This window comes from Amycolatopsis sp. VS8301801F10, from assembly GCF_046195355.1.
Lineage (GTDB): Bacteria > Actinomycetota > Actinomycetes > Mycobacteriales > Pseudonocardiaceae > Amycolatopsis.
In genome coordinates, this window is the sequence record NZ_CP176065.1 from 25,471 (window position 1) to 45,194 (window position 19,724).

A 19,724-nucleotide genomic window follows, 5' to 3' on the forward strand; every position below is an offset into this window, starting at 1 on the left:
CGGAGTAAACTTCCTATGCTGGTCACGTGAGCACTGACGGCAACCCCGGCGATCCCGCCGCGACGATCGCGCTGCTGTGGGGCACCCGCCGGCTGCCGCGGCGCGGCCCGAAGCACGGACTGACCCCGGCCCGGATCGTCGACGCGGCGGTCGAGGTCGCCGACGCCGAACAGGACCTGGCGACCCTGTCGATGCGCCGGGTGGCCGAATCGCTGGGCGTCGGGACGATGTCGCTCTACACCTACGTTTCGTCGCGCGCGGAACTGGTCGAAGCGATGGTCGACGCGGTCTACGGCGAAGCGGTGGCCGAACTGTCCGAAATAGACTGTGACGACTGGCGCGAGGGCCTCCGCCGCGTCGCCGCCGTCAATTGGGCGATGTACCTGCGGCATCCGTGGCTGCTGCAGGTCTTCACCGGCCGCCCGACGCTGGGCCCGCACGCGATCGCGAAGTACGACCTGGAACTGGCGGTCATCGACGGCATCGGGCTGTCGGACGTCGAAATGGACTCGACGATCACCCTGCTGGCCAACCACGTGGAAGGCCTGGCCCGCCGCAAGGTCGAGGCCGCGCGCGTCGTGCGGCAAACCGGAATGACCGACCAGCAATGGTGGGCCGCGACCGCCCCCGCCCTGGCGGAGGTCTACGAACCGCGCCGCTTCCCGGTCGCGGATCGGGTCGGAGCCACGGCCGGGCAAACGCACCAGGCTCCGTACAGCGTCGACCACGAGTACGCGTTCGGACTGGACCGCCTAATCGAAGGCATTGCCGCACTGGTCAACCGATCCGCTGAGTAGCGTCCTGCTCCCTGCGCGGCGAACCCGGCGCCCTCAGGGAATCTGGGCCAAGTGGTCGGCGAGGATTTCTTCGAACGCGGCCCGTCGATCCGCCCCGAGGGGACGGACCTCGCGAGCGAAGTAGGCCAGTGCGGGAAAGCGTTCGGGATCCGCGCCGAGCACCGCGACGCGGAACTGCTCCAGCCCCTGTTCGAACTCCTCGGCGGTGATGGAGCTGATGCCAGCCTCGGCGGCGATCAGCGCGGCGATGAGGACCACGATGCGGTGGTACCGCACCGGGACCTGCTCGTCCGGCACCCCGGCCGCGCGCAGGGCCTGCAGCAATTCCTCCATGACCAACCGGGATCCGGTGCCGCCGGACGCGTAGCGGCCCCACACCGTGGCGAGCTGGGGCTGCTCCCCGAAGGCCTCGTGCAGGCGCAGGGCCAGCGCGGTGATGCGCTGTTTCCCAGTGCCTTCCGGACGGTAGCCGTCCATGGCGGCCAGCAGGATCCGGTCCGCGACCGCGCGCAGCAGTTCGGTCTTGTTGCGGAAGTGCCGGTAAAGGCTGGAGGGATCGGTCCCCAGAGCCGCGGCGAGCTTGCGCACGCTGAACGAGTCGGCGTCGCTCGTGCGCAGCAGGTCTTCCGCGGTGTCCAGGATTTCGTCGGTCGACCATCGCCTGCGGCCAGTCATCTCGCCCCTCTCGTCCGGACCAGCATAACCTATGCACTTGCCGATGCACACACTGTGTGCATAATGAGGACAAGCCACTGGGGCACTACGACGCACCCGGCGTTCCAGCCGGGAGAAAAGACGGAACCATGAGTGAATCCATTGCTCCGGCGAGACCGCCGGAGCCGGACTTCTCGGTGATCACGCCCGAGGAACTGCTGGTCTACCGCGAGGCGGAGAACCGCTTCCGGGCTTCCCGCGCGGCATACCCGCTCATCGGGGCGCCGAGTCCCGACGCCGAGATCGAGTGGCGAGAGGTCGCTCTGCCCGGCCGCGCCCTGCCGGTCCGGGTCTACCGGCCGAGGTCGGAAGCCACCCTGCCGTTGGTGGTCCATGTCCACGGAGGCGGCTTCGTCGGCACCGCGGCACAGTGCGATTGGACCAACAGCCACGCCGCCGCACGGCTTCCCGCCGTCGTGGTCTCGGTAGAACACCGCCTCCTCGCCCCCGACAGCCCCCTCGCGAACGCCGCCGACGACGGCTGGGACACGCTCCAACACCTGGTGCGGCACGCCGCGCAGTGGGGCGTCGACCCCACGCGCGTGGCCGTCTTCGGCGAGAGCTGCGGTGCGCTGATCAGCGCCCTAACTGCCGTCCGTGCCAAGAAAAACGGCCTGGAACTCAAGGCGCAGGTGCTGGTCAACCCGGTCGCCGACGTGACCGAGACGATGTTCGACTACCCCTCCATCGCCGAACACGCGTACCGCCCGAGCCGAGCCCTGCCGCTGCTGCAGCTCTTCCAGCGGCTCGCTGTCCCGCCAGGAGCCGACGCCAAGGCCGTCTCGCCGTTGCACACCACCGATTTGAGCGGCCTCGCGCCAGCGCTGGTGGTAGTGCCCACCCAAGACGCGGTCGCCGACCACGGCCGCCGCTACGCCGAACGGCTGCGCGAGGCGGGAACTTCCGGGCAGCTCTCCGAATACCCGGGCGCGAAGCACGCGTTCCTCACCCTTCCCGGCGTGGAACCGCAGGCCGAAGCCGCACAGGCAGAAATCCTCGCGTTCCTCGGCGAGGCTCTGGCGAAGTGACGGAGGACCACATGCACCGTATCTCCCGGCTAGGTCTCGGCTGCATGAGCATGACCGGCTCCTACGGCCGCACCGACCCGCGCGAAGCCGCAGCCACCCTGCTCGAGGCCCTCGACTCAGGCGTCACCATGTTCGACACCGGTGACTTCTACGGCGACGGAGCCAACGAGGAACTCCTCGGCCGGACCCTCGCGCGGCACCGCGACCGTGTCGTGCTGGCCACGAAAACCGGAGTCCGACGCACCGCCGAGGGCCTGGTGCCCGCCGGTTCGCCCGAGGACCTGCGGCGTGCCTGCGACGCGTCATTGCGCCGGCTGCGCACCGATCACGTTGACCTGTACTACCTCGCCCGTGTCGATCCGACCGTCCCGATCGAGGAGTCAGTGGGCGCCTTGGCCGACCTGGTCGCCCAAGGCAAAGCACGCGGCATCGGCTTGTCCGAAGTCTCGTCCGCCACTATCCGCCGCGCCCACGCGGTCCATCCGATCAGCGCCGTCCAGACCGAATACTCGTTGTGGGAACGGCACGTCGAACGCGACATCCTGCCCGCTATCCGCAGCATCGACGCCATCCTGGTCGCCTACAGCCCGCTCGGCCGGGGCCTGCTCACCGGGGCCGTCCGCAGCACCACGCGCTACGAACCCGGCGACTTCCGTGCCACCGTTCCCCGCTACAACGGCGACGCACTCAAAGCCAACCTCGCCATTGTCGACGCCGTCACGCATCTCGCCGCCGCGAAAGGTGTTACGCCCGCACAAATCGCGCTCGCGTGGCTTCTCGCCCGCGGCAACGACATCGTCCCGATCCCCGGCAGCTCCCGCCGCGCACACCTGCGCGACAACCTGGCCGCCCTCGACCTGCAGCTCACCGCCGCCGATCTTCGCGACATCGACGCCGCCGTCCCCGACACCGGAGCCGCCGGCGCCCGCTACGGCGAATCCGGCAGCTCCCTCATCGACCACAGCACTGACGAAAGAAAACCCTGATGGCACAACCATTCCGAGGACCGCTCGCCGCACTGTACGCGGGCCTCGCGCTCACCGTCCTCGCGACAATCGCCGCCTACGTCGACCACAGCACCACCCACCTGCTTGCCGAGCACATCCGGGCTGGGTATCCCGCCTACTCGCAGAGCCAGATCGACTCGGCCGGAACCACCTATCTGGTCGTATTGTCGGTCATCGGAGCATTCGGCGTGCTCGGCTGGCTCACCACGATCTGGGCCGTCAAGGCAGGCAAGGGATGGGCTCGCCCCGCCGCGACCGTGCTGCTCGTGCTCGGCATCGGCACCGGACTGGCCGGATTGCTGACCAAGGACACCTCCGGCGCGACCGGCCTGCCGCCGGCACTGGGCTTGGCCGGGATGCTCCCTTGCCTGGCAGGCGTTCTCGCGGTTGTTTTGCTGTGGAGAGAAAGGAACTCGGCGTGAACCGACCCCACGCGTCCGTGCAGCACACCATCGGCATCATCGGCGTGGGCGAGATCGGCAAGGCCCTAGTCGAAGGCTTGCGCCACGAGGGCGGCGCTTCCCCGGCGATCTTCCTCTCTCCGCGGGGAACCCGCACCGCCGCCGAACTGTCCGAACGCTTCGAGGGCGTCCAGGTGTGCGCCGACAACCAGGAAGTGGTCAACCGGGCGGAGTTGGTGATCCTCGCCGTGCGCCGCCAGGACCACGCGGATGCGCTCGGCAGGCTGAAGGTGGACGACGGCAAGACCGTGGTCAGCCTGATCGCCGGAGTCTCCGTCGATGCCTTGCGCCGCACTCTCGGCACCGCTGCCCCGATAGTCCGCGCCATCCCGCTGCCCGCCGCACGCGAACGTCGATCCGTCACGGTGACCACGCCCGCACACCCGATGGTGGACGCTCTCTTCAACCAACTGGGCGGGTCGTTGCCGGTGGCCGACGAGGACGCCTTCAACGTCTTCTCCGCACTGACGGGAACCCTCACCGCCCACTACGCCTACCTCGCGACGCTCACCGCGTGGGCCACCAGCCACGGCATCCCCGCCGAGTCCGCCGAACGGTATGTGCGCGGCCTCTTCGAGAACGTCGGCCGCGCGCTGAACGACGAGAGCCGCTCTCTGGATCAGCTCGCCGCCGACCACGAGACCCCCAAGGGAAACAACGAGCGAATCCGCACGACGTGGTTCGATCCAGGCAATGCCAACGCTCTCAAGGAAGCCCTGGACGATCTCCTCGCCGACCTGACCTAACGGCTTCCCGGGCGAGGCCGAGTGCCCGCGGCCAGTTGGGCGCACCGCTCGCAGGTGGGTGGCCGGGTTCGGGATGGGGCCTGGGCACCGTCCCGTACCCGTTGCGAGGACAGGGGCCGACCGCAGGCATTCGCGGGCATTCGCGGGCATCCGCGGGCATCCGCGGGCATCCGCGGGCATCCGCGGGCATCCGCGGGCATCCGCGGGCATCCGCGGGCATCCGCGGGCATCCGCGGGCATCCGCGGGCGACGAATGCAATCACCGGTGTCAAACCGGAAGCCAGCGCACCAGGCGAGAGAGAATCTCCCCGCATACCTGGCCGCCAGACACTCCCGGCGGCCAGGCACCGGCCACCCTGCTCGAGCCGACTCCCGGCCACGCACCTGCTTTCCCGGCAGAACCACGAAGACCCATCGCGAACAGCCAGTTCACCGCCCACTCCGGGCTAATCGCCCTGCGCGGGAAGCACGCACCCGACACCGGAGCCACGAGCATCACCATTCCGAAGCCGGACAATGACGTCTCGCCATTTCGCGCAAGCCCTCCGAACCACCGCGCAGCGTCCGGAGGACCACCGCAGTCGATCAATCCAGCAGCTCAGCCCTCAAAGCCAGACCACAACCTCCCACACCCTCACGCAAAGCCGCCCACACCACAGCGAACCCGCCACAGCACCACCACACTCGATCAGCCCTGCAGCTCAACCCTCAAAACCAGACCACAACCTCCCACACCCTCACCCATAGCCGCCCACACCAAAGCCAGCCCGCCACAACACCACCACACTCAACCAACCCAGCAGCTCAACCCTCAAAACCAGACCACAACCCCCACACCCTCACGCAAAGCCGCCCACGCCACAGCGAACCCGCCACAACACCACCACACTCGATCAATCCGGCAGCATCGGCATCTCCATCCCCGCCTCATGGCTCAGCAGCGCCGCCCGGGTCAATGCGGCCGCGCCGAAGCGGTTTCGCAATGCGTCCACCGCTGAGTCCAGCGCCGTCGCCTCCGCGGACATCGCCGGGCTGGCCGGTTGGTCCAGCGGCAGCGCCAACTGCACCGCGCCATGGCTGTCGAGGTTCGAGAACGACAGGCCCAGCAACGTCAAACCCCGGTCGTACACCAGCGGTTGCGCCGCCGACAGCAGACCGCGGGCCGCGTACAGCAGCGTTTCCGTGTGGTCGGTGCTGTCGGCGAGCGTGTGCGACCTCGTGGCGCGGGTGAAGTCCGCGAAGCGCATGCGCAGCACCACCGTCCGGCACACCCGCGACGCGCCGCGCAGCCGCCGCGCCAAACGGTCCACAATGGACACCACAATCTCGTCCAGTTCGGCAGGCGACCGTGAGCGGCGGCCCAGTGCGCGTTGCGAGCCGATCGAGCGGCGGCGTTTTCCCGGTTGCACCGCGCGCGGGTCGCGGCCGTGCGCCAGGGCGTGCAGGTGGCGTCCGGTGCCTGGGCCCAGCATGGAGACCAGCGCGGCCTCGGGCAGTTCGGCGACTTGGCGCACGGTGCGCACGCCCCGCTCCCGCAGCTTCGCCGACGTCACCTTCCCCACTCCCCACAACCGCTCCACCGGCAGCGGATGCAGGAATTCCAGCTCGTGCTCCGGCGGCACCACCAGCAGGCCGTCCGGTTTCGCGACGCCGCTCGCCACCTTCGCGAGGAATTTCGTGCGCGCCACCCCTACCGTGATCGGCAGCCCGACCCGCGCCAGCACCTCCGCGCGCAACCGCACCGCGATCTCCGACGGGCTTCCGGCGATCCGCCGCAACCCGCCGACGTCCAAGAAAGCTTCGTCGATCGACACTCCTTCCACCGCCGGCGTGGTCTGCCGGAACACCTCGAACACCGCCTTGCTCGCCGCGCTGTAGACCGACATCCGCGGCGGCACCACCACGGCATGCGGGCACAACCTCCTCGCCTGCGCCCCGCCCATCGCGGTGCGCACGCCCAACGCCTTGGCCTCGTAGCTCGCGGCCAGCACCACACCGCCGCCCACGATCACCGGCCTGCCGCGCAGCCGGGGATCGTCGCGCTGCTCGACCGAGGCGTAGAACGCGTCGAGATCGGCGTGGAGGATCGGTCCTTCGCTCGTCACGAACATATGTTCGCATCGAACCCCGACAAAAACCGGGATCCGTTCACTCGAACGGAGTAGAAAACTTTCCCGGAGCCGAGACGGAACGCGCTAATCTCTCCCCCGTGCGGCTCGCCCTGTTCGACCTCGACACCACGCTCGTCGATCGCGCGGAGGGATTCCGCCGCTGGGTGTGGGAGTTCTGCGCGGAGCACCGGCTCGCCGACGCGGACGCCGCCTGGCTCATCGCCGCCGACGACCGCGGGCGCGCCGACCGGGCGACATTCTTCAAGAACGTCCGCGAACGGTTCGACCTGCAAGAAGCCGACCTCGAAGCCGCCTACCGCGAACGCCATCCGGCGCTCGTCCCCGCCGCCCCGGGCGTACTGGCCGGATTGCCCCGGCTGCGCTCGGCGGGCTGGCGGATCGGCGTCCTCGGCGAGGGCGAACCGCAGCTCGCCACGCTGTTGTGCACCGGCATCGCCGGGCTCGTGGACGGCTGGGCTCTCGCCGGGCCGGACGGACTGTCCACATCGGACCCGAAGCTGTTCGCCCTCGTCGCCGAACGCTGCGAAACCACGCTGGACGACGCCTGGCTGGTCGGCGCTGACGTCGAACCCGCACGGTCGGCCGGATTGCGCACCGTGCGGGTCGGTCCGGAGCGCGACACCGCCGCGGCGATCGCGCTCCTGCTCGAGAGCTAGTTCTCGGTGTCGATCTGCCAGGTGCCGTTGCGCTGCGACATCGTGTAGACGTGCGACTCGGTCGTGGTGCCGCCGCTGGCGCGATGGTAGGTGATCCTCGCGCTGAGCTTGTTCTCGCCGATGACCTGGACGTCGTTCGCGGTCACCGAACTGAACTGGCTCCACCACGACTTGTACCGCTCGAAGGTCTGCTTCTTCGCGGCCCGGAACCCGTCGCTGAGCATCGCCCAGCCGCCATCCAGATTGCCCGGAAGATACGAGAAGTAGGTGCGCAGCGCGGCCGCCATCGCCTCCGGCGAGTTCGTCGCCGAGCTGGACGGCGGAGGGCTGCTCGACGACGGCGGAGTCGACGGCTGCGTCGAGGTTGCCGGTTGCGAAGCGGACGAAGGGGCCGGAGCACTGCTGGCCGAGGAACTCACCGCAGCGGGCGGCGGGTTCGCGGCCGGCTCCTCCTGCCCGTGGTTGCGGGTGAGGAGGACAGTGACGATCACGGCGACCACGACGAGCAACGCGCCCGCCCCGGCGAAGATCATCCCGCGCCGTCTTCGGTCCGAACCCGCGGGCGGCGCGGCGGCGGCGCCCGCGGCCGGAACCGCGACCGTGGCCGGCACGGCCGGCGGTTTGGCGTCCGGCAGCGTCGGCGGCTCCGGAACGGTCGCGACCGGGGTGACGCCGCCGTCGAGTTTGCGCAGTTCCTCGACGACCTCGGCCATCGACGGCCGGTCCTCCGGCTTGAGTTCCAGCAGCTTCAGCAGCAGCGGCTCGAGCTTCCCGGCCTGTTTCGGCGGGTTGATCGAACCGCTGGAAACCCGGTACAGCAAGGCGATCGCGTTGTCCGCGGTGCCGAACGGCGGATCGCCCTCCACCGCCATGTACAGCGTCGCGCCGAGAGCGAACACGTCGGACGCGAACGTCGCCTCCTCGCCGCGGGCGACCTCGGGCGCGAGGAACGCGGGCGTGCCGGAGATCTCGCCGGTCGCGGTGAGCGTGACGTCGCCGACCGCGCGGGAAATGCCGAAATCGGTCACCTTGACCGTGCTGCCGTCGTCGCCGAGCAGGACGTTGCCCGGCTTGACATCCCGGTGCACGATGCCCGCCCGGTGCGCGGCGGCGAGCACGCCGGCCAGCTGCACCGCGAAGGAGATCGCCTCGTCGACGCTCAGCGGCCCGTCCTCGCGCAGTTTCACCGCGAGGCTGCGCGAGGGCAGGTACTCCATGATCAGCCACGGCCGGTCCTCGTGCTCGACCACGTTGAACACCGAGATCGCGTTCGGATGCTGCAGCCGGGCGGCGATGCGGGCCTCGCGCATGGCGCGGTTGCGGGCTTCCTCGACCTTGTCCTCGCCCTGGTTCACGGGCATGAGGAGTTCCTTGACCGCGACGACGCGGCCGAGGATCTTGTCCTCCCCGCGCCAGACCATCCCCATCGCGCCGCTGCCGATCAGTTCGACGAGCTCGTAGCGACCGGCGACCTGCCGGCTCTCCTCGGTCAACGGAAAACCCTTCGGTGCGACATCATCCACGGACGGCGATCACCCAGTTTTCCACGGACGGCCGGAGCCGGATCCGCGACCCACCCGCGCCCGGCCGGGGTTGCTCCGGGTGGCCGAGTCACGACAGGGTGAGCACATGACCACGACGGCGCCGTCCTTCCGGAGCGTGTTCCGGATGGGCGAATTCCGTGCGCTCTGGCTCGCGCACGTGCTGTCGGTGGCAGGTGACCAACTAGCGCGGGTCGCGCTGACTGTGTTGGTGTTCAACCGAACGGCGTCCGCGGGCTGGGCCGCCGGGACGTACGCGCTCACCTATTTGCCGGACCTTCTCGGTGGTGCGCTCGGCGGACTCGCCGACCGGTTCCCGCGGCGGACGGTGCTCGTGGTCGCCGATGTCGTACGCGCAGTGCTGGTCGCGCTGATGGCGATTCCCGGCATGCCCTGGCCGGTCGCCGCCGGACTGCTCGTAGTCGTCCAACTCGCGGCCGGACCGTTTCAGGCGGCTCGGCAGGCGGTCCTGCCGGACCTGCTGGGCGAGGAGAAGCTGGCGACCGGCCAAGCGATCCTCTCTTCGACGTACCAGGCCGCACTGGTGATCGGCTTCGGCGCGGGCGCCGCGGTGGTCGCGTGGCTCGGGGTTTCGGGCGCGCTGTGGGCGGACGCGGTGACGTTCGCGGTGTCGGCAGCCGCGCTGCGCTGGGGTTTGGGGCGGTACCCGGTCTCGAAGGTGTCCGAACACGCGCCGCAATGGGCGTCGCTGAAGGCCGGTTGCCGGCTTGTCGCGCGGGACCGGAAACTGCGGTCGCTGCTGGCGATCGCGTGCTGCTGCGGGTTCTACGTGGTACCGGAGGGCCTGGCAGTACCAGTCGCGGCGCAACTCGGCGGCACGGGCGTGCTCGGCTGGCTGCTGGTGGCGAACCCGATCGGGACGCTGCTCGGCGCGCTGCTGATCAGCCGGTTGCCGCGAGCGCGGCAGGTGCGGTGGCTGGGCCCGCTCGCGGTGGCGAGCAGCCTCGTCCTGCTGCCGACCGGCTGGACGCCCGCGTTGCCGGTGGTCGTGGCGGTGTGGACGGTGTCCGGGATGTTCTCCGCGCACGACTTGATCACGCAAGTGCAGTACAGCCTCGCCGCGCCGCCGGAACAGCGCGGCCAGGTGATCGGAGTCGCGATCGCGGCACTGCGGGCGGCGCAGGGCCTGACGATCGCCGCCGCGGGCGCACTGGCACTGGCCTTCGCCCCGACGACGGTGGTCGCGATCGCCGCGGTCGCCGGAGCGGGCTGCGCCGGAGCGGCCGGAATCGCGTGGACGCGAGCGGCCCGCGCGGCGCGGCCCCGCCGAACTCCCCTCGACGAGGCCACCCCACCTCCCGCGCCGTAATCCGCGGGACGAGCGCGCGGCGGGACTGGTTTCGGTCACGTCCAGTTGTTGTCACGCACGCCCTCTCACCTCCTCGTGGGCGGGATGGGCGGTCAGCGGGTCCAGTTGTTGTCGCGCATGGGGACGGCTCCTTTCGCGGCTCGGCGGACGGTTGGTTGCGGGATTCAGCGGATCCAGTTGTTGTCACGCACGGCGGCGGCTCCCTTCGCGGCTTGGCGGACGGGCGGTTGGCGGGTTTCAGCGGTTCCAGTTGTTGTCGCGCATGGCGGCGGCTCCCTTCGCGGCTCGACGGTTGACGGGTTTCAGCGAGTCCAGTTGTTGTCACGCATGGGGACGGCTCCTTTCGCGGCTCGGCGGACGGTTGGTTGCGGGTTTCAGCGGATCCAGTTGTTGTCACGCACGGCGACTGCTCCCTTCACGGCTCGGCGGACGATCGGTTGCGGGGCTCAGCGAGCCCAGTTGTTGTCGCGCACGGCGATGTCTCCTTCTCGGGCAAGGCGGATCGGCGGGGCTTCAGCAGGTCCAGTTGTTGTCACGCACGGCAGCGGCTCCCTTCGCGGCTCGATGGCGGTGGTCGGCGGAACTCAGCGGGTCCAGTTGTTGTCGCGCATGACAGCGACTCCTTTCGCGGCTCGACGGCTGGCGGTTGCGGACGTTCAGCGAGTCCAGTTGTTGTCACGCATCTCGAATGGCTCCCTTCATGAGTCCATAGGCAGTGGTTGACGGAGATTCAGCGGTTCCAGTTGTTGTCGCGCACGGCTGCGGCTCCTTTCACGACTCGGCGGTCACTGATCGGCGGTGCTCAGCGAGTCCAGTTGTTGTCGCGCATGGCAGTCGTTCACCTCCTTCCTTCGCATTTCGTGCAGTTGTTTCAGCCGGTTCAGCGGGTCCAGTTGTTGTCACGCATCGCGGTCGTCTCCTTTCTGTCCGGATATCTCGATCACCTGGCAGTCCTCAGCGAGTCCAGTTGTTGTCGCGCATCGAAAGCCGCTTCCTTTCCGTTTTCGTTTCCGCATGCCGGATTCCCGGCGTGGCTCGGTTCACCAGTTGTTGTCCCGCACTGTGGGCACCTCCTCCCGTCTGCGAAGAGCCGCGGCGGCCGAAGTCTCGACCTTGAGTTGAGACCGCGGCGGATACCGAGGTCACCGGAGAGCGGTCCAGTTGTTGTCGCGCACGGTCGTCACCTCCGTTTCAGAGTCGCGCCTTCGGCGGTTTTCGCACGTCATCGCCGGGAGGACGGTCACCGAAAGTGGCCATGGGAGCCCAAAAGGGACCCTCGTGGATTCCCTGGTCCGGCCCGGATTCGGAGCCGCTGGCAACTACTCACAGTGGCCACCTCCCCTCGCCGGTCGCCTGACGCTGGGCTGTCCGGGCGAAATCGCCCCGGTGCTTCCCAGAGTCCGGACGACCGGCAGCACACAACGCGCCTCGTCGTTTACCGTAGAAGCCAATCGGGTGAGGTGAAGAGTGCGCGGACGAGTTGCCGGGTGGTTCACAGGCTGGCGCCTATGGCGATTGCCCTCTCACGTCCGCATGTACGTGCTGCTGGTGAACGTCGTGGCAGTCGGCACCACCCTCGCCACCGCGTGGCTCGCGCCGGTGCGTCAGATCGACCTGATCCGCTTCGGCGTGCTCGCCGTGTGCGCGGCGCTCGCGATCGAGGCGACCCGGCACATCGAGCGGCAACGCGAGTACAGCCGAGCGCCCACCGTCGCGTACGTCGACACCAAAGCCGTGTGGAGCATCGCCGCCGTGGTCGCGCTGCCGGCGATCCTCGCGTCGGCGATGGTCGTGCTCACCTACGCCGTCGCCTGGTGGCGGATCTGGCCGCGCGAACGGCCGGTCCTGCCGCACCGCTGGATTTTCTCCTGCGCGTCCGTCCTGTGCGGCACGCAAGCCGCCGTCGCGGTGCTCGCGCTCGGCATGCACGCCTATCCCGGGGTGCTCGCCGACGGCTTCGGCCCGGGGCTGCTCGACCTCATCGTCTTCGTGCTCGCTGCCGGGTTGCGCTGGGCGATCAACACCGCGCTCGTCATGGTCGCGATCGCGCTGTCGAGCCCGCCGCGGTCGTTCGCCGACCTGTTCTCCGGCTTCGGCGACCAGCTCCTCGAAGCGGGCGCGATCGGGCTTGGCCTGGTCACCGCGGCGCTCCTGCTGCTGGCCAACCCGCTCATCCTGGCGGGCGTCGTGATCGCGCTCGTGGCACTGCACCGCGGCCTGCTGCTCACCCAGTTCCAGCGCGACGCGCGCACCGACGTCACCACCGGGCTGGCCACCAAACGCTGGTGGCGCACGGTCGCCGAGCGCTACCTCGAGCGCGCGCGGGCGAACCAGGACAGCGTCGGCGTGCTGCTGCTCGACCTCGACCACTTCAAGGCGATCAACGACACCTACGGCCACCCCACCGGCGACCTGGTGCTGCGCGAGATCGCGCTGTCGCTGCGCGACGAGGTCCGCGAGCAGGACGTGTGCGGCCGCTGGGGCGGCGAGGAGTTCGCGATCGCGCTGCCGGACATCCCGAGCGCCGAGCACCTCGGCCACATCGCCGACCGCATCCGGCGGCGGATCCCGCAGGTGGTCGTCGCGCTGCCGGACCAGGACTCGGTGATCAGCGACCTGACCGTCTCGATCGGCTGCGCGCTGTACCCGGCGAAGCACCTCGCCAGCGTCGACGACGTGCTGGTGGCCGCCGACGCCGCGCTGTACCGGGCCAAGCAGGCGGGCCGGAACCGGGTCGAGCTGGCGAGTGCTTGACCGCCCTCTCGGGCCGCCGCTAGAACTCGTCTCATGGACTGGACTCTCGAGGTCGTCGTCGTGCCGGTATCCGACGTGGACCGGGCGAAAGCGTTCTACGTCGACCAGGTCGGCTTCACCCTCGACCACGACCTCAGTCCCGGCCCCGGCCAGCGCCTGGTGCAGCTGACGCCGCCGGGATCGGGCTGTTCGATCGTCCTGGGCAAGGGCATGGTGCCGGACATGCCGCCGGGGTCGCTGAAGGGCCTGCAGCTGGTCGTCGCCGACGTGCGCAAGGCCCGCGAGGAGCTGGTGGAGCGCGGTGTCGAGGTCAGCGAACTCCAGCTCTACGGCCCCGACCCGGGCACCGGCGCGCTCGAAGACCTCGACAACATCGGGTTCGTCCACTTCTCCGACCCCGACGGCAACAGCTGGTCCGTCCAGCAGATATCCGCCCGCGCCAAGCGGTAACCGGCTAATCCACCAGCCCACCGGTCGTCGTGCAGGCCCGGTCGGACGTCACAGGTAACCGGCTAATCCACCAGCGCACCACAGCTGACGTTCACCGTGGCCGCAGTCATCGTCCGAGCCCGATCGGACGCCACAAACGCCGCGACCGCACCCACATCAGCCAGCGTCGCCGTGCGCCCCAGCATGGTTGGCTCGGCTAGTTCCGCGGCGAGTTCTTCGGCGCCGAGGAAATCCGCGGGGAGGGTTTCCGGGATGCCGCCGGTTCGGAGGGTCACCGTGCGCACGCCGTATCGGCCGAGTTCGGCGGCTAGCTGGCGGCGCATTGCTTCCAACGCGGAGAAGCCGACTTGCAGGCCGCCGACCGCGTGGTTGCGTACTGGGTCTCCGTCGCCGCCGAAGAGGAGGACGACGCCGTTGCCTTGGCGCTTCATATGGCGGCCCGCGGCGCGCATGGTGAGAAACGTGGTGCGGACGCCGTTGACCACCGGCTGTTCGTAATCGGCCAGCGACATCTCGACCATGGGCGTTCCCTGGACGTCGCCGTGGCTGATCACGTTCACCGAGATGTCGAGACTGCCCGCGGCTTCGACGACGGCGTCGGCATGCGCGTCGACGGATTTCTCGTCGAGCGCGTCGACTACCGCGACCTCAGCCTCGCCGCCAGCGGCGCGGATGTCGTCGGCGACTCGGTCCAGCTTTTCGCGGGTGCGTCCGGCCAGGAAGACCCGCGCGCCCTCCTCCGCGAACGCCCTGGCGAACGCGCCGCCGATTCCTCCGCCAGCGCCGTACACGACCGCGTTCTTGCCTTCGAGCAGCATCTTCTCCGGCTCCCTTCTCGTGCCTGTCACCAGTGCGTCGAGCGGGGAACCGGGGAATCGACCTCAGGGGCGGGTCGCACCCATCGGGTTGGGAATCGGCACACCTCCGCTGTCGATGATGCGCCGGCTCAGCGGGACCGCCAGTTTCAGCACCCGGTCGACGCCCGCCGGACCCAGTGCTTCGAGCGGGACGGCAGCCAGCCGGTCGGTGGTTTCTTCAATGGTGCGGCGGACTTCCGCGCCCGCCGGGGTCAGCCCCTCGGCGTCGAGCAGGCCGCGCTCGACCAGGTTTTCCGTTGCCGCAGACCATTCCTCGTCGGTCCAGCCACGGGCGCGCTGGACTTGCTCGCGGGCGGTGGCTCCCGTGGCGACGTGGCTGAGCGTGGTTTCCAGCCCGGTCAGACCAGCCGCGACCGCGGCCAGGACGTGCCCGTCGCCGCGGTGTTCGCGCAGCACGGCGGTCGCCAGCCACAACCGGGCCAGCGGCCGGTCCGGGCGAGGCACTGCGGACCAGGCCGCGGCGAGCGGGCGGGCGTCGAACTGGCAGGCGGCGGCTGCCTGTTCCAGCAACGTAGCCAGTTCGTCCACGCTTTCCGGCCCGAGCAGCCGCGTCAAGGCCGCTTCGACCGCTTCCACCCGCGTGCGCACGACGTCGGCCGGAGAGGCGAACGACCACGCGTCGGGCAGCGCTCGCTCGACCATCCGCGGCGCGAAGCCGAAGAACATCGACGTGACCGGTTCCGGGCCGATCGGGCCGAGTGGCGCCGCTCGGCCCGCGAAGTAGCCCATCCACCAGCCGCGCAGGCCGACGTCCTTCGCCGCCGCGGCGGGTTCCGGGGCGAAGTAGACGACTGCGTGCAGAGGTTCGATGGCTGTCCAGAGATCTCGGGCCGGGTTCGGCTTCATGCGACCGACTCTAAGCCCGGGGTACGACAAAAACGGGCGCGCGAAAAAGAAGCCCGCCGCCCCGGGAGAGGGGCGACGGGCCGTGGAGCCGAAAAACCTCAGGCGAGTTCGAGGCCGTAGGACTGCAGTTCCAGAGTCAGCGGGTAGAAGTAGCTGGTCTGGGTGTCGCCGCCGGAGAGGGTGCCGAGGCCCTTCTCGCCGTCGTACGCCGGGCCGCCCGAGTCGCCGTGGTCGGTGTGGGCGGTGGTGCCGAACTCGTGGTTCAGGACGCCGACGTCGAAGTTGACCGACTCGTCCACCGAGGTGACCTCGCCGCTGCCGCCGCCGGTCGTCTGGCCCATCTTCTCGATCTGCTCGCCGACGGTCGGGGTGCCGGCGCTGGTGATCTGCTGGCCGGTGTTGATCGCGCCGGGACCGGTGCCGTTCGGCCGGGTCAGCAGGCCGGAGTCGGCTCCGGGGCAGTCGCTTTCGACGACCTGGGCGCCGGAAACGTCGCCGCCGGACCAGGTGCCGCCCTCGTTGGTGCAGTGGCCCGCGGTCAGCATGTACGGCTGGCCGCCCTTGGTCACGTTGAACCCGAGCGAGCAGGTGAACTGGCCGTTGTTGATGGAGTCGCCGTCCGCGATGTAGGTGGACAGCTTGCCCGAGCGGTGCTCGACGCGCGCCGCGTCGCCCAGCTTCGCCGCGGCGGCGGTGACCTTGTCCTTCGTGGCCTGGGACGCCGAGTCGTAGATCTTCACCACGACCTGGTTGGTCTTGGTGTCGATGCCCCACGACGTCTGCGGCACGTTCTTCACGGTGTCCATCTGGTTCTTCGCGCCGGTGAGCGCGGTGAAGCTGTGCTTGACGAGCTTGGTCGCGAAGCCGGCGGCCTTGGCCTTCTCCTGCGCCGCGGCGTCGGTGACGTTCAGCACCGCCTTGCCGCGTTCGAGGTAGATGCCGCCGTTTCCGGCGCCGAGCGTGTCGGCGACCTGCGTCGCCTGGGTGATCGCCTGTGCCTGCATCTGGGCGAACGCCATCGGGCTTGCCGAGGCGGCGTTCACGCACATGCCCGCGGTCAACGCCGCGGCCGACAGTGCGGTGAATCCCGCGACGAGCGTCTTCCGGGAAGTCATGGATCTTCCTCCAGGTGGGCTGAAACCGACCGGTGGGACGCCCCACACTTTTGTTGCCCGGCAACCAACGCGAAACCGACGAAGGTTGGTTAATAACCAAAAAATGCGGACCAATCGGACATAGCTGCGCCGTTCGGACCACCTGGAATCCCCCGAACGGCGCCGCTGACCTGCGTCAGTGCTGCCCGGGCCACCGGACGTGCTCGGCGTAGCCTTCGTTCTTGCGCAGGTACCCGGCGATGAACGGGCACACCGGAACGATCACGCCGCCGCGCGCCACGACGTCGTCCAGCGCGGCCTTCGCCAGCACCTTGCCGAGCCCGCGACCGCCGAACTCGTCGCCGATCTCGGTGTGGGTGAAGACGGTTTCGGTGTCCTTCGGGGTGAACTCAGCGAAGCCGGCGAGCTTGCCGTCCGCATACACTTCGTAGCGGTTTTCGCTGTCGTTGCGGGAGACGCGGGGTTCTTCTTCGCTCATCTTCGGCTCCTCGTGGTCGCTTCCCGTTCGCCGTCCCGATCTCCACCATCGAGCGACGCGGCTGTACTCAGCGCCCATCAAAACAGCCCTCGTCCTCGGCCGCATGAGCGATGCGCGGCGATCTCAGGAGTGGCGTGCCGGCGCGGGTCTTCCGCCGCGCCGGTGCGGTCTGTTTGCCTCGGGGAGTCGGTACCCGCGACCGCGAGGGGAGCCCGCGTGCAGCCGTTCGTCCTGCCCGAGTTCTATCTGTCGTACCCGGCCCGGCTGAACCCGCACCTGGACGGCGCGCGGAAGCACAGCAAGGCGTGGGCGTACTCGATGGACATGATCGACGTGCCCCAGCACGGCACCGTCATCTGGAACGAGCACGACCTCGACTCCCACGACTACGCGCTGCTGTGCTCCTACACCCATCCCGACGCCGCCCCTCGGGAACTCGACCTCGTCACGGATTGGTACGTCTGGGTCTTCTACTTCGACGACCATTTCCTGGAACTGTTCAAACGCACCGGCGACATCGACCACGCACGCGCTTACCTGGACCGGATCGCGCGTTTCATGCCCGCCGAAGGCGCGATCACCGAAACGCCGGAAAACCCCGTCGAACGCGGCCTGACCGACCTGTGGAACCGCACCGTCCCGCATCGTTCGCCAGGCTGGCGACGACGCTTCCGCGAAAGCACGCGCAACCTCCTCGACGAATCTCTCTGGGAACTGGCCAACATCAACGAAAGCCGGGTAGCGAACCCCATCGAATACGTCGCCATGCGCCGCAAAGTCGGCGGCGCGCCCTGGTCGGCGAACCTGATCGAACACTCCCTGAACGCCGAGGTCCCCGACGAAATCGCGGCCAAACGCCCGATGGAAGTCCTGCGCGACTGCTTCGCCGACGCCGTCCACCTGCGCAACGACCTCTTCTCCTACCAGCGGGAAGTCGAAGACGAAGGCGAACTCTCCAACAGCGTCCTGGTCTTCGAAAAGTTCCTGGGCTGCACCACGCAAGAAGCCGCGGACGCGGTGAACGACCTGCTGACCTCGCGCCTGCACCAGTTCGAACACACCGCCCTCACCGAAGTCCCCGCGCTGTTCGACGAAAACGGCGTACAACTAGCCGGACGAGCCGAAACCCTCGCGTACGTCAAAGGCCTGCAAGACTGGCAATCCGGCGGGCACGAATGGCACCTGCGCTCAAGCCGCTACATGAACAAAGGCGCCCTAGACGCCCGCGGCGGCCCAGAAATCCTAGGCGGCCCTTCTGGACTAGGCACCTCCGCCGCCCGCATTTTCCGCTCCGTCGCCACCACCGCACCTCAACGCACGCGAGCGTTCACCCACCAGCCATACGAACAATTAGGCCCAGTCGCTATACCTTCCCTCCCTTTGCCCTTTCCCCTGCAACTGAGCTCGCACTTAGCCGCGGAACGCAAGAAAATCACCGATTGGCCGCAACGCATGGGCCTGCTGTCGGAGGGAGCATGGAACGCCGTCCGCTTGCGCAAGACCGACATCCCGCTGGCCTCCGCCGGCCTCTGCCCCGCCGCGCCTCCGGAGCAATTGTCCCTCACCACCGACTGGCTCACCTGGGGCACCTACGCCGACGACTATTACGCGGAAGTCCTCGCCCACGACCTCTCCGCGGCCAGGTTGACCACCGAACGCCTCAAACTCTTCATGCCCGCCAACGGCGAACCCCCACCCCCACCGCAAACCGCACTGGAAACCGGCCTGGCCGATCTCTGGCAACGCACCACCGGCCCACTGAGCCCCGCCGAACGCGAAGCCTTCCGCGCCACGGTCGAGTCCATGATCGACTCCTGGGTGTGGGAAGTGGCCAACCAGGCTCAAAACCGCATCCCGGACCCCATCGACTACGTCGAAATGCGCCGCCGCACCTTCGGCTCCGAACTGGTGACCAGCATCAGCCGCCTGACCAACAGCCGCACCGTACCGCCGGAAATCCACCGGAACCGAGTCATCGAAGCCCTGGAGGATTCGGCCGCCGACTACGCCTGGCTGATCAACGATTTGTTCTCCTACCGCAAGGAAATCGAGTACGAAGGCGGCCTGCACAACGCCGTGCTGGTAGTCCGGTCCTTCCTGGACGTGGAACAGGACCGAGCCCTCCAGATCGTCGCCGACCTGGCACAAGCGAGACTGGCCGAGTTCCAGCACGCAGCAGACGTAGGACTGCCCGGACTCTTCACTGACTACAACCTGGACGCGAAAGCACGCGACGCCCTCACCGATTACGCGGATTTGCTGAAGAACCTGATGACCGGCATCGCGAACTGGCACCACAATTCCGCCAGGTACACCGACGAAGAACTGGACCGAGTCCGAGCAGCACAAGCCCCCGCCGAGCCAATCGACATCGCCAACGCCCTAAAACACCCAGGCTGCACCGGCACCACCCCACCCCAGGCAGGCGAAAAACCCCGCCTCCACCTGGCCGCCACCGGCCTGGGCACCCAATCCCTGCACATCCCCACCACCTCAGCCAACTCCACCACCGGCCCGTAAGGGCCACCTTCACAGACTCAGAGCCCCTCAGAATTACCCTCACTGCTTTTCAAGCCCTAAAACCGCACCGGTGCACCCAAACAGCAAGGAACCCAGCCCCTCCCCCGACTCCGATACGAAACCGCCCTGCGGTTCGCGGTGCTTGTCAAGGCATCTTTAGCGGTTTTGCAACCTACGTTCCCGGCCATAGGCACAGCATCAAAGGGAAACCGGCCTGGACCTGCACCCGGCGGGCCGAGCGCGCAGGGGATCTCATTCGCTTGCATGGGTC

17 protein-coding genes are annotated in these 19,724 nt (G+C 68.6%); 10 read left to right on the plus strand and 7 right to left on the minus strand.

Annotated features, from left to right (window positions below):
• The first annotated feature begins 26 nt into the window (after positions 1 to 26).
• On the plus strand, positions 27 to 797 hold the full coding sequence (locus F9C11_RS00140; RefSeq protein WP_409182924.1) for a TetR/AcrR family transcriptional regulator: 771 nt from the start codon (positions 27 to 29) through the stop codon (positions 795 to 797).
• A gap of 33 nt (positions 798 to 830) precedes the next feature.
• Here the strand turns inward: F9C11_RS00140 and F9C11_RS00145 are convergent, their stop codons facing one another.
• Positions 831 to 1,472: a TetR/AcrR family transcriptional regulator gene (locus F9C11_RS00145; protein ID WP_409182925.1), complete on the minus strand. Its 642-nt coding sequence runs from the start codon at positions 1,470 to 1,472 to the stop codon at positions 831 to 833.
• A gap of 128 nt (positions 1,473 to 1,600) precedes the next feature.
• Between F9C11_RS00145 and F9C11_RS00150 the strand changes: the two genes are divergently transcribed.
• The 4 genes from F9C11_RS00150 to F9C11_RS00165 are packed head-to-tail and all read left to right on the plus strand — an operon-like array spanning position 1,601 to position 4,753.
• Positions 1,601 to 2,539 (plus strand): alpha/beta hydrolase, encoded by a 939-nt coding sequence (locus F9C11_RS00150; protein ID WP_409182926.1) that lies wholly within the window; start codon positions 1,601 to 1,603, stop codon positions 2,537 to 2,539.
• Between the two features lie 11 nt (positions 2,540 to 2,550).
• Positions 2,551 to 3,525 carry an aldo/keto reductase gene (locus tag F9C11_RS00155; RefSeq protein ID WP_409182927.1) on the plus strand — a complete coding sequence of 325 codons (975 nt, stop codon included), beginning with the start codon at positions 2,551 to 2,553 and terminating at the stop codon, positions 3,523 to 3,525.
• Positions 3,525 to 3,968, plus strand: coding sequence for a hypothetical protein (locus tag F9C11_RS00160; protein ID WP_409182928.1), 444 nt, complete (start codon positions 3,525 to 3,527; stop codon positions 3,966 to 3,968). The genes F9C11_RS00155 and F9C11_RS00160 overlap by 1 nt, the downstream gene beginning before the upstream one ends.
• Positions 3,965 to 4,753, plus strand: coding sequence for an NAD(P)-binding domain-containing protein (locus F9C11_RS00165; protein WP_409182929.1), 789 nt, complete (start codon positions 3,965 to 3,967; stop codon positions 4,751 to 4,753). Before F9C11_RS00160 ends, F9C11_RS00165 begins: the two co-directional genes overlap by 4 nt.
• Before the next feature lie 893 nt (positions 4,754 to 5,646).
• Here F9C11_RS00165 and dinB read toward each other — a convergent pair.
• Complete coding sequence (dinB, locus tag F9C11_RS00170) at positions 5,647 to 6,864, minus strand: DNA polymerase IV (protein ID WP_409182930.1); 1,218 nt, start codon at positions 6,862 to 6,864, stop codon at positions 5,647 to 5,649.
• A gap of 98 nt (positions 6,865 to 6,962) precedes the next feature.
• Here dinB and F9C11_RS00175 point away from each other — a divergent pair, with 98 nt between their 5' ends.
• Positions 6,963 to 7,541 (plus strand): HAD family hydrolase, encoded by a 579-nt coding sequence (locus F9C11_RS00175; RefSeq protein WP_409182931.1) that lies wholly within the window; start codon positions 6,963 to 6,965, stop codon positions 7,539 to 7,541.
• Here the strand turns inward: F9C11_RS00175 and F9C11_RS00180 are convergent.
• The gene (locus F9C11_RS00180; protein ID WP_409182932.1) at positions 7,538 to 9,034 is read right to left on the minus strand and encodes a serine/threonine-protein kinase; all 1,497 of its coding nucleotides are present in this window, start codon (positions 9,032 to 9,034) and stop codon (positions 7,538 to 7,540) included. The two genes, F9C11_RS00175 and F9C11_RS00180, sit on opposite strands and share 4 nt — an antisense overlap.
• 136 nt (positions 9,035 to 9,170) lie before the next feature.
• Here F9C11_RS00180 and F9C11_RS00185 point away from each other — a divergent pair, with 136 nt between their 5' ends.
• From F9C11_RS00185 to F9C11_RS00195, 3 genes are all read left to right on the plus strand, one after another.
• The gene (locus F9C11_RS00185) at positions 9,171 to 10,412 is read left to right on the plus strand and encodes an MFS transporter (RefSeq protein ID WP_409182933.1); all 1,242 of its coding nucleotides are present in this window, start codon (positions 9,171 to 9,173) and stop codon (positions 10,410 to 10,412) included.
• Between the two features lie 1,467 nt (positions 10,413 to 11,879).
• A complete protein-coding gene (locus F9C11_RS00190) occupies positions 11,880 to 13,166 on the plus strand; it encodes a diguanylate cyclase (RefSeq protein ID WP_409182934.1) in 1,287 nt (428 codons plus the stop codon).
• A 33-nt stretch (positions 13,167 to 13,199) separates the two neighbouring features.
• The gene (locus F9C11_RS00195) at positions 13,200 to 13,616 is read left to right on the plus strand and encodes a VOC family protein (protein WP_409182935.1); all 417 of its coding nucleotides are present in this window, start codon (positions 13,200 to 13,202) and stop codon (positions 13,614 to 13,616) included.
• A gap of 62 nt (positions 13,617 to 13,678) precedes the next feature.
• On the opposite strand, the gene F9C11_RS00200 is transcribed toward F9C11_RS00195, so the two are convergent.
• From F9C11_RS00200 to F9C11_RS00215, 4 genes are all read right to left on the minus strand, one after another.
• Positions 13,679 to 14,434 carry an SDR family NAD(P)-dependent oxidoreductase gene (locus F9C11_RS00200; RefSeq protein ID WP_409182936.1) on the minus strand — a complete coding sequence of 252 codons (756 nt, stop codon included), beginning with the start codon at positions 14,432 to 14,434 and terminating at the stop codon, positions 13,679 to 13,681.
• Positions 14,435 to 14,497: 63 nt separating this feature from the next.
• Entirely contained in the window at positions 14,498 to 15,340 is an 843-nt protein-coding gene (locus F9C11_RS00205) for an SCO6745 family protein (protein ID WP_409182937.1), read from the minus strand.
• A 98-nt stretch (positions 15,341 to 15,438) separates the two neighbouring features.
• The gene (locus F9C11_RS00210; RefSeq protein WP_409182938.1) at positions 15,439 to 16,455 is read right to left on the minus strand and encodes a S1 family peptidase; all 1,017 of its coding nucleotides are present in this window, start codon (positions 16,453 to 16,455) and stop codon (positions 15,439 to 15,441) included.
• 175 nt (positions 16,456 to 16,630) lie between these two features.
• Positions 16,631 to 17,038 carry a GNAT family N-acetyltransferase gene (locus F9C11_RS00215; RefSeq protein WP_409182939.1) on the minus strand — a complete coding sequence of 136 codons (408 nt, stop codon included), beginning with the start codon at positions 17,036 to 17,038 and terminating at the stop codon, positions 16,631 to 16,633.
• A gap of 111 nt (positions 17,039 to 17,149) precedes the next feature.
• Here F9C11_RS00215 and F9C11_RS00220 point away from each other — a divergent pair, with 111 nt between their 5' ends.
• Positions 17,150 to 19,453 (plus strand): terpene synthase family protein, encoded by a 2,304-nt coding sequence (locus tag F9C11_RS00220; protein ID WP_409182940.1) that lies wholly within the window; start codon positions 17,150 to 17,152, stop codon positions 19,451 to 19,453.
• Positions 19,454 to 19,724 lie beyond the last annotated feature (271 nt).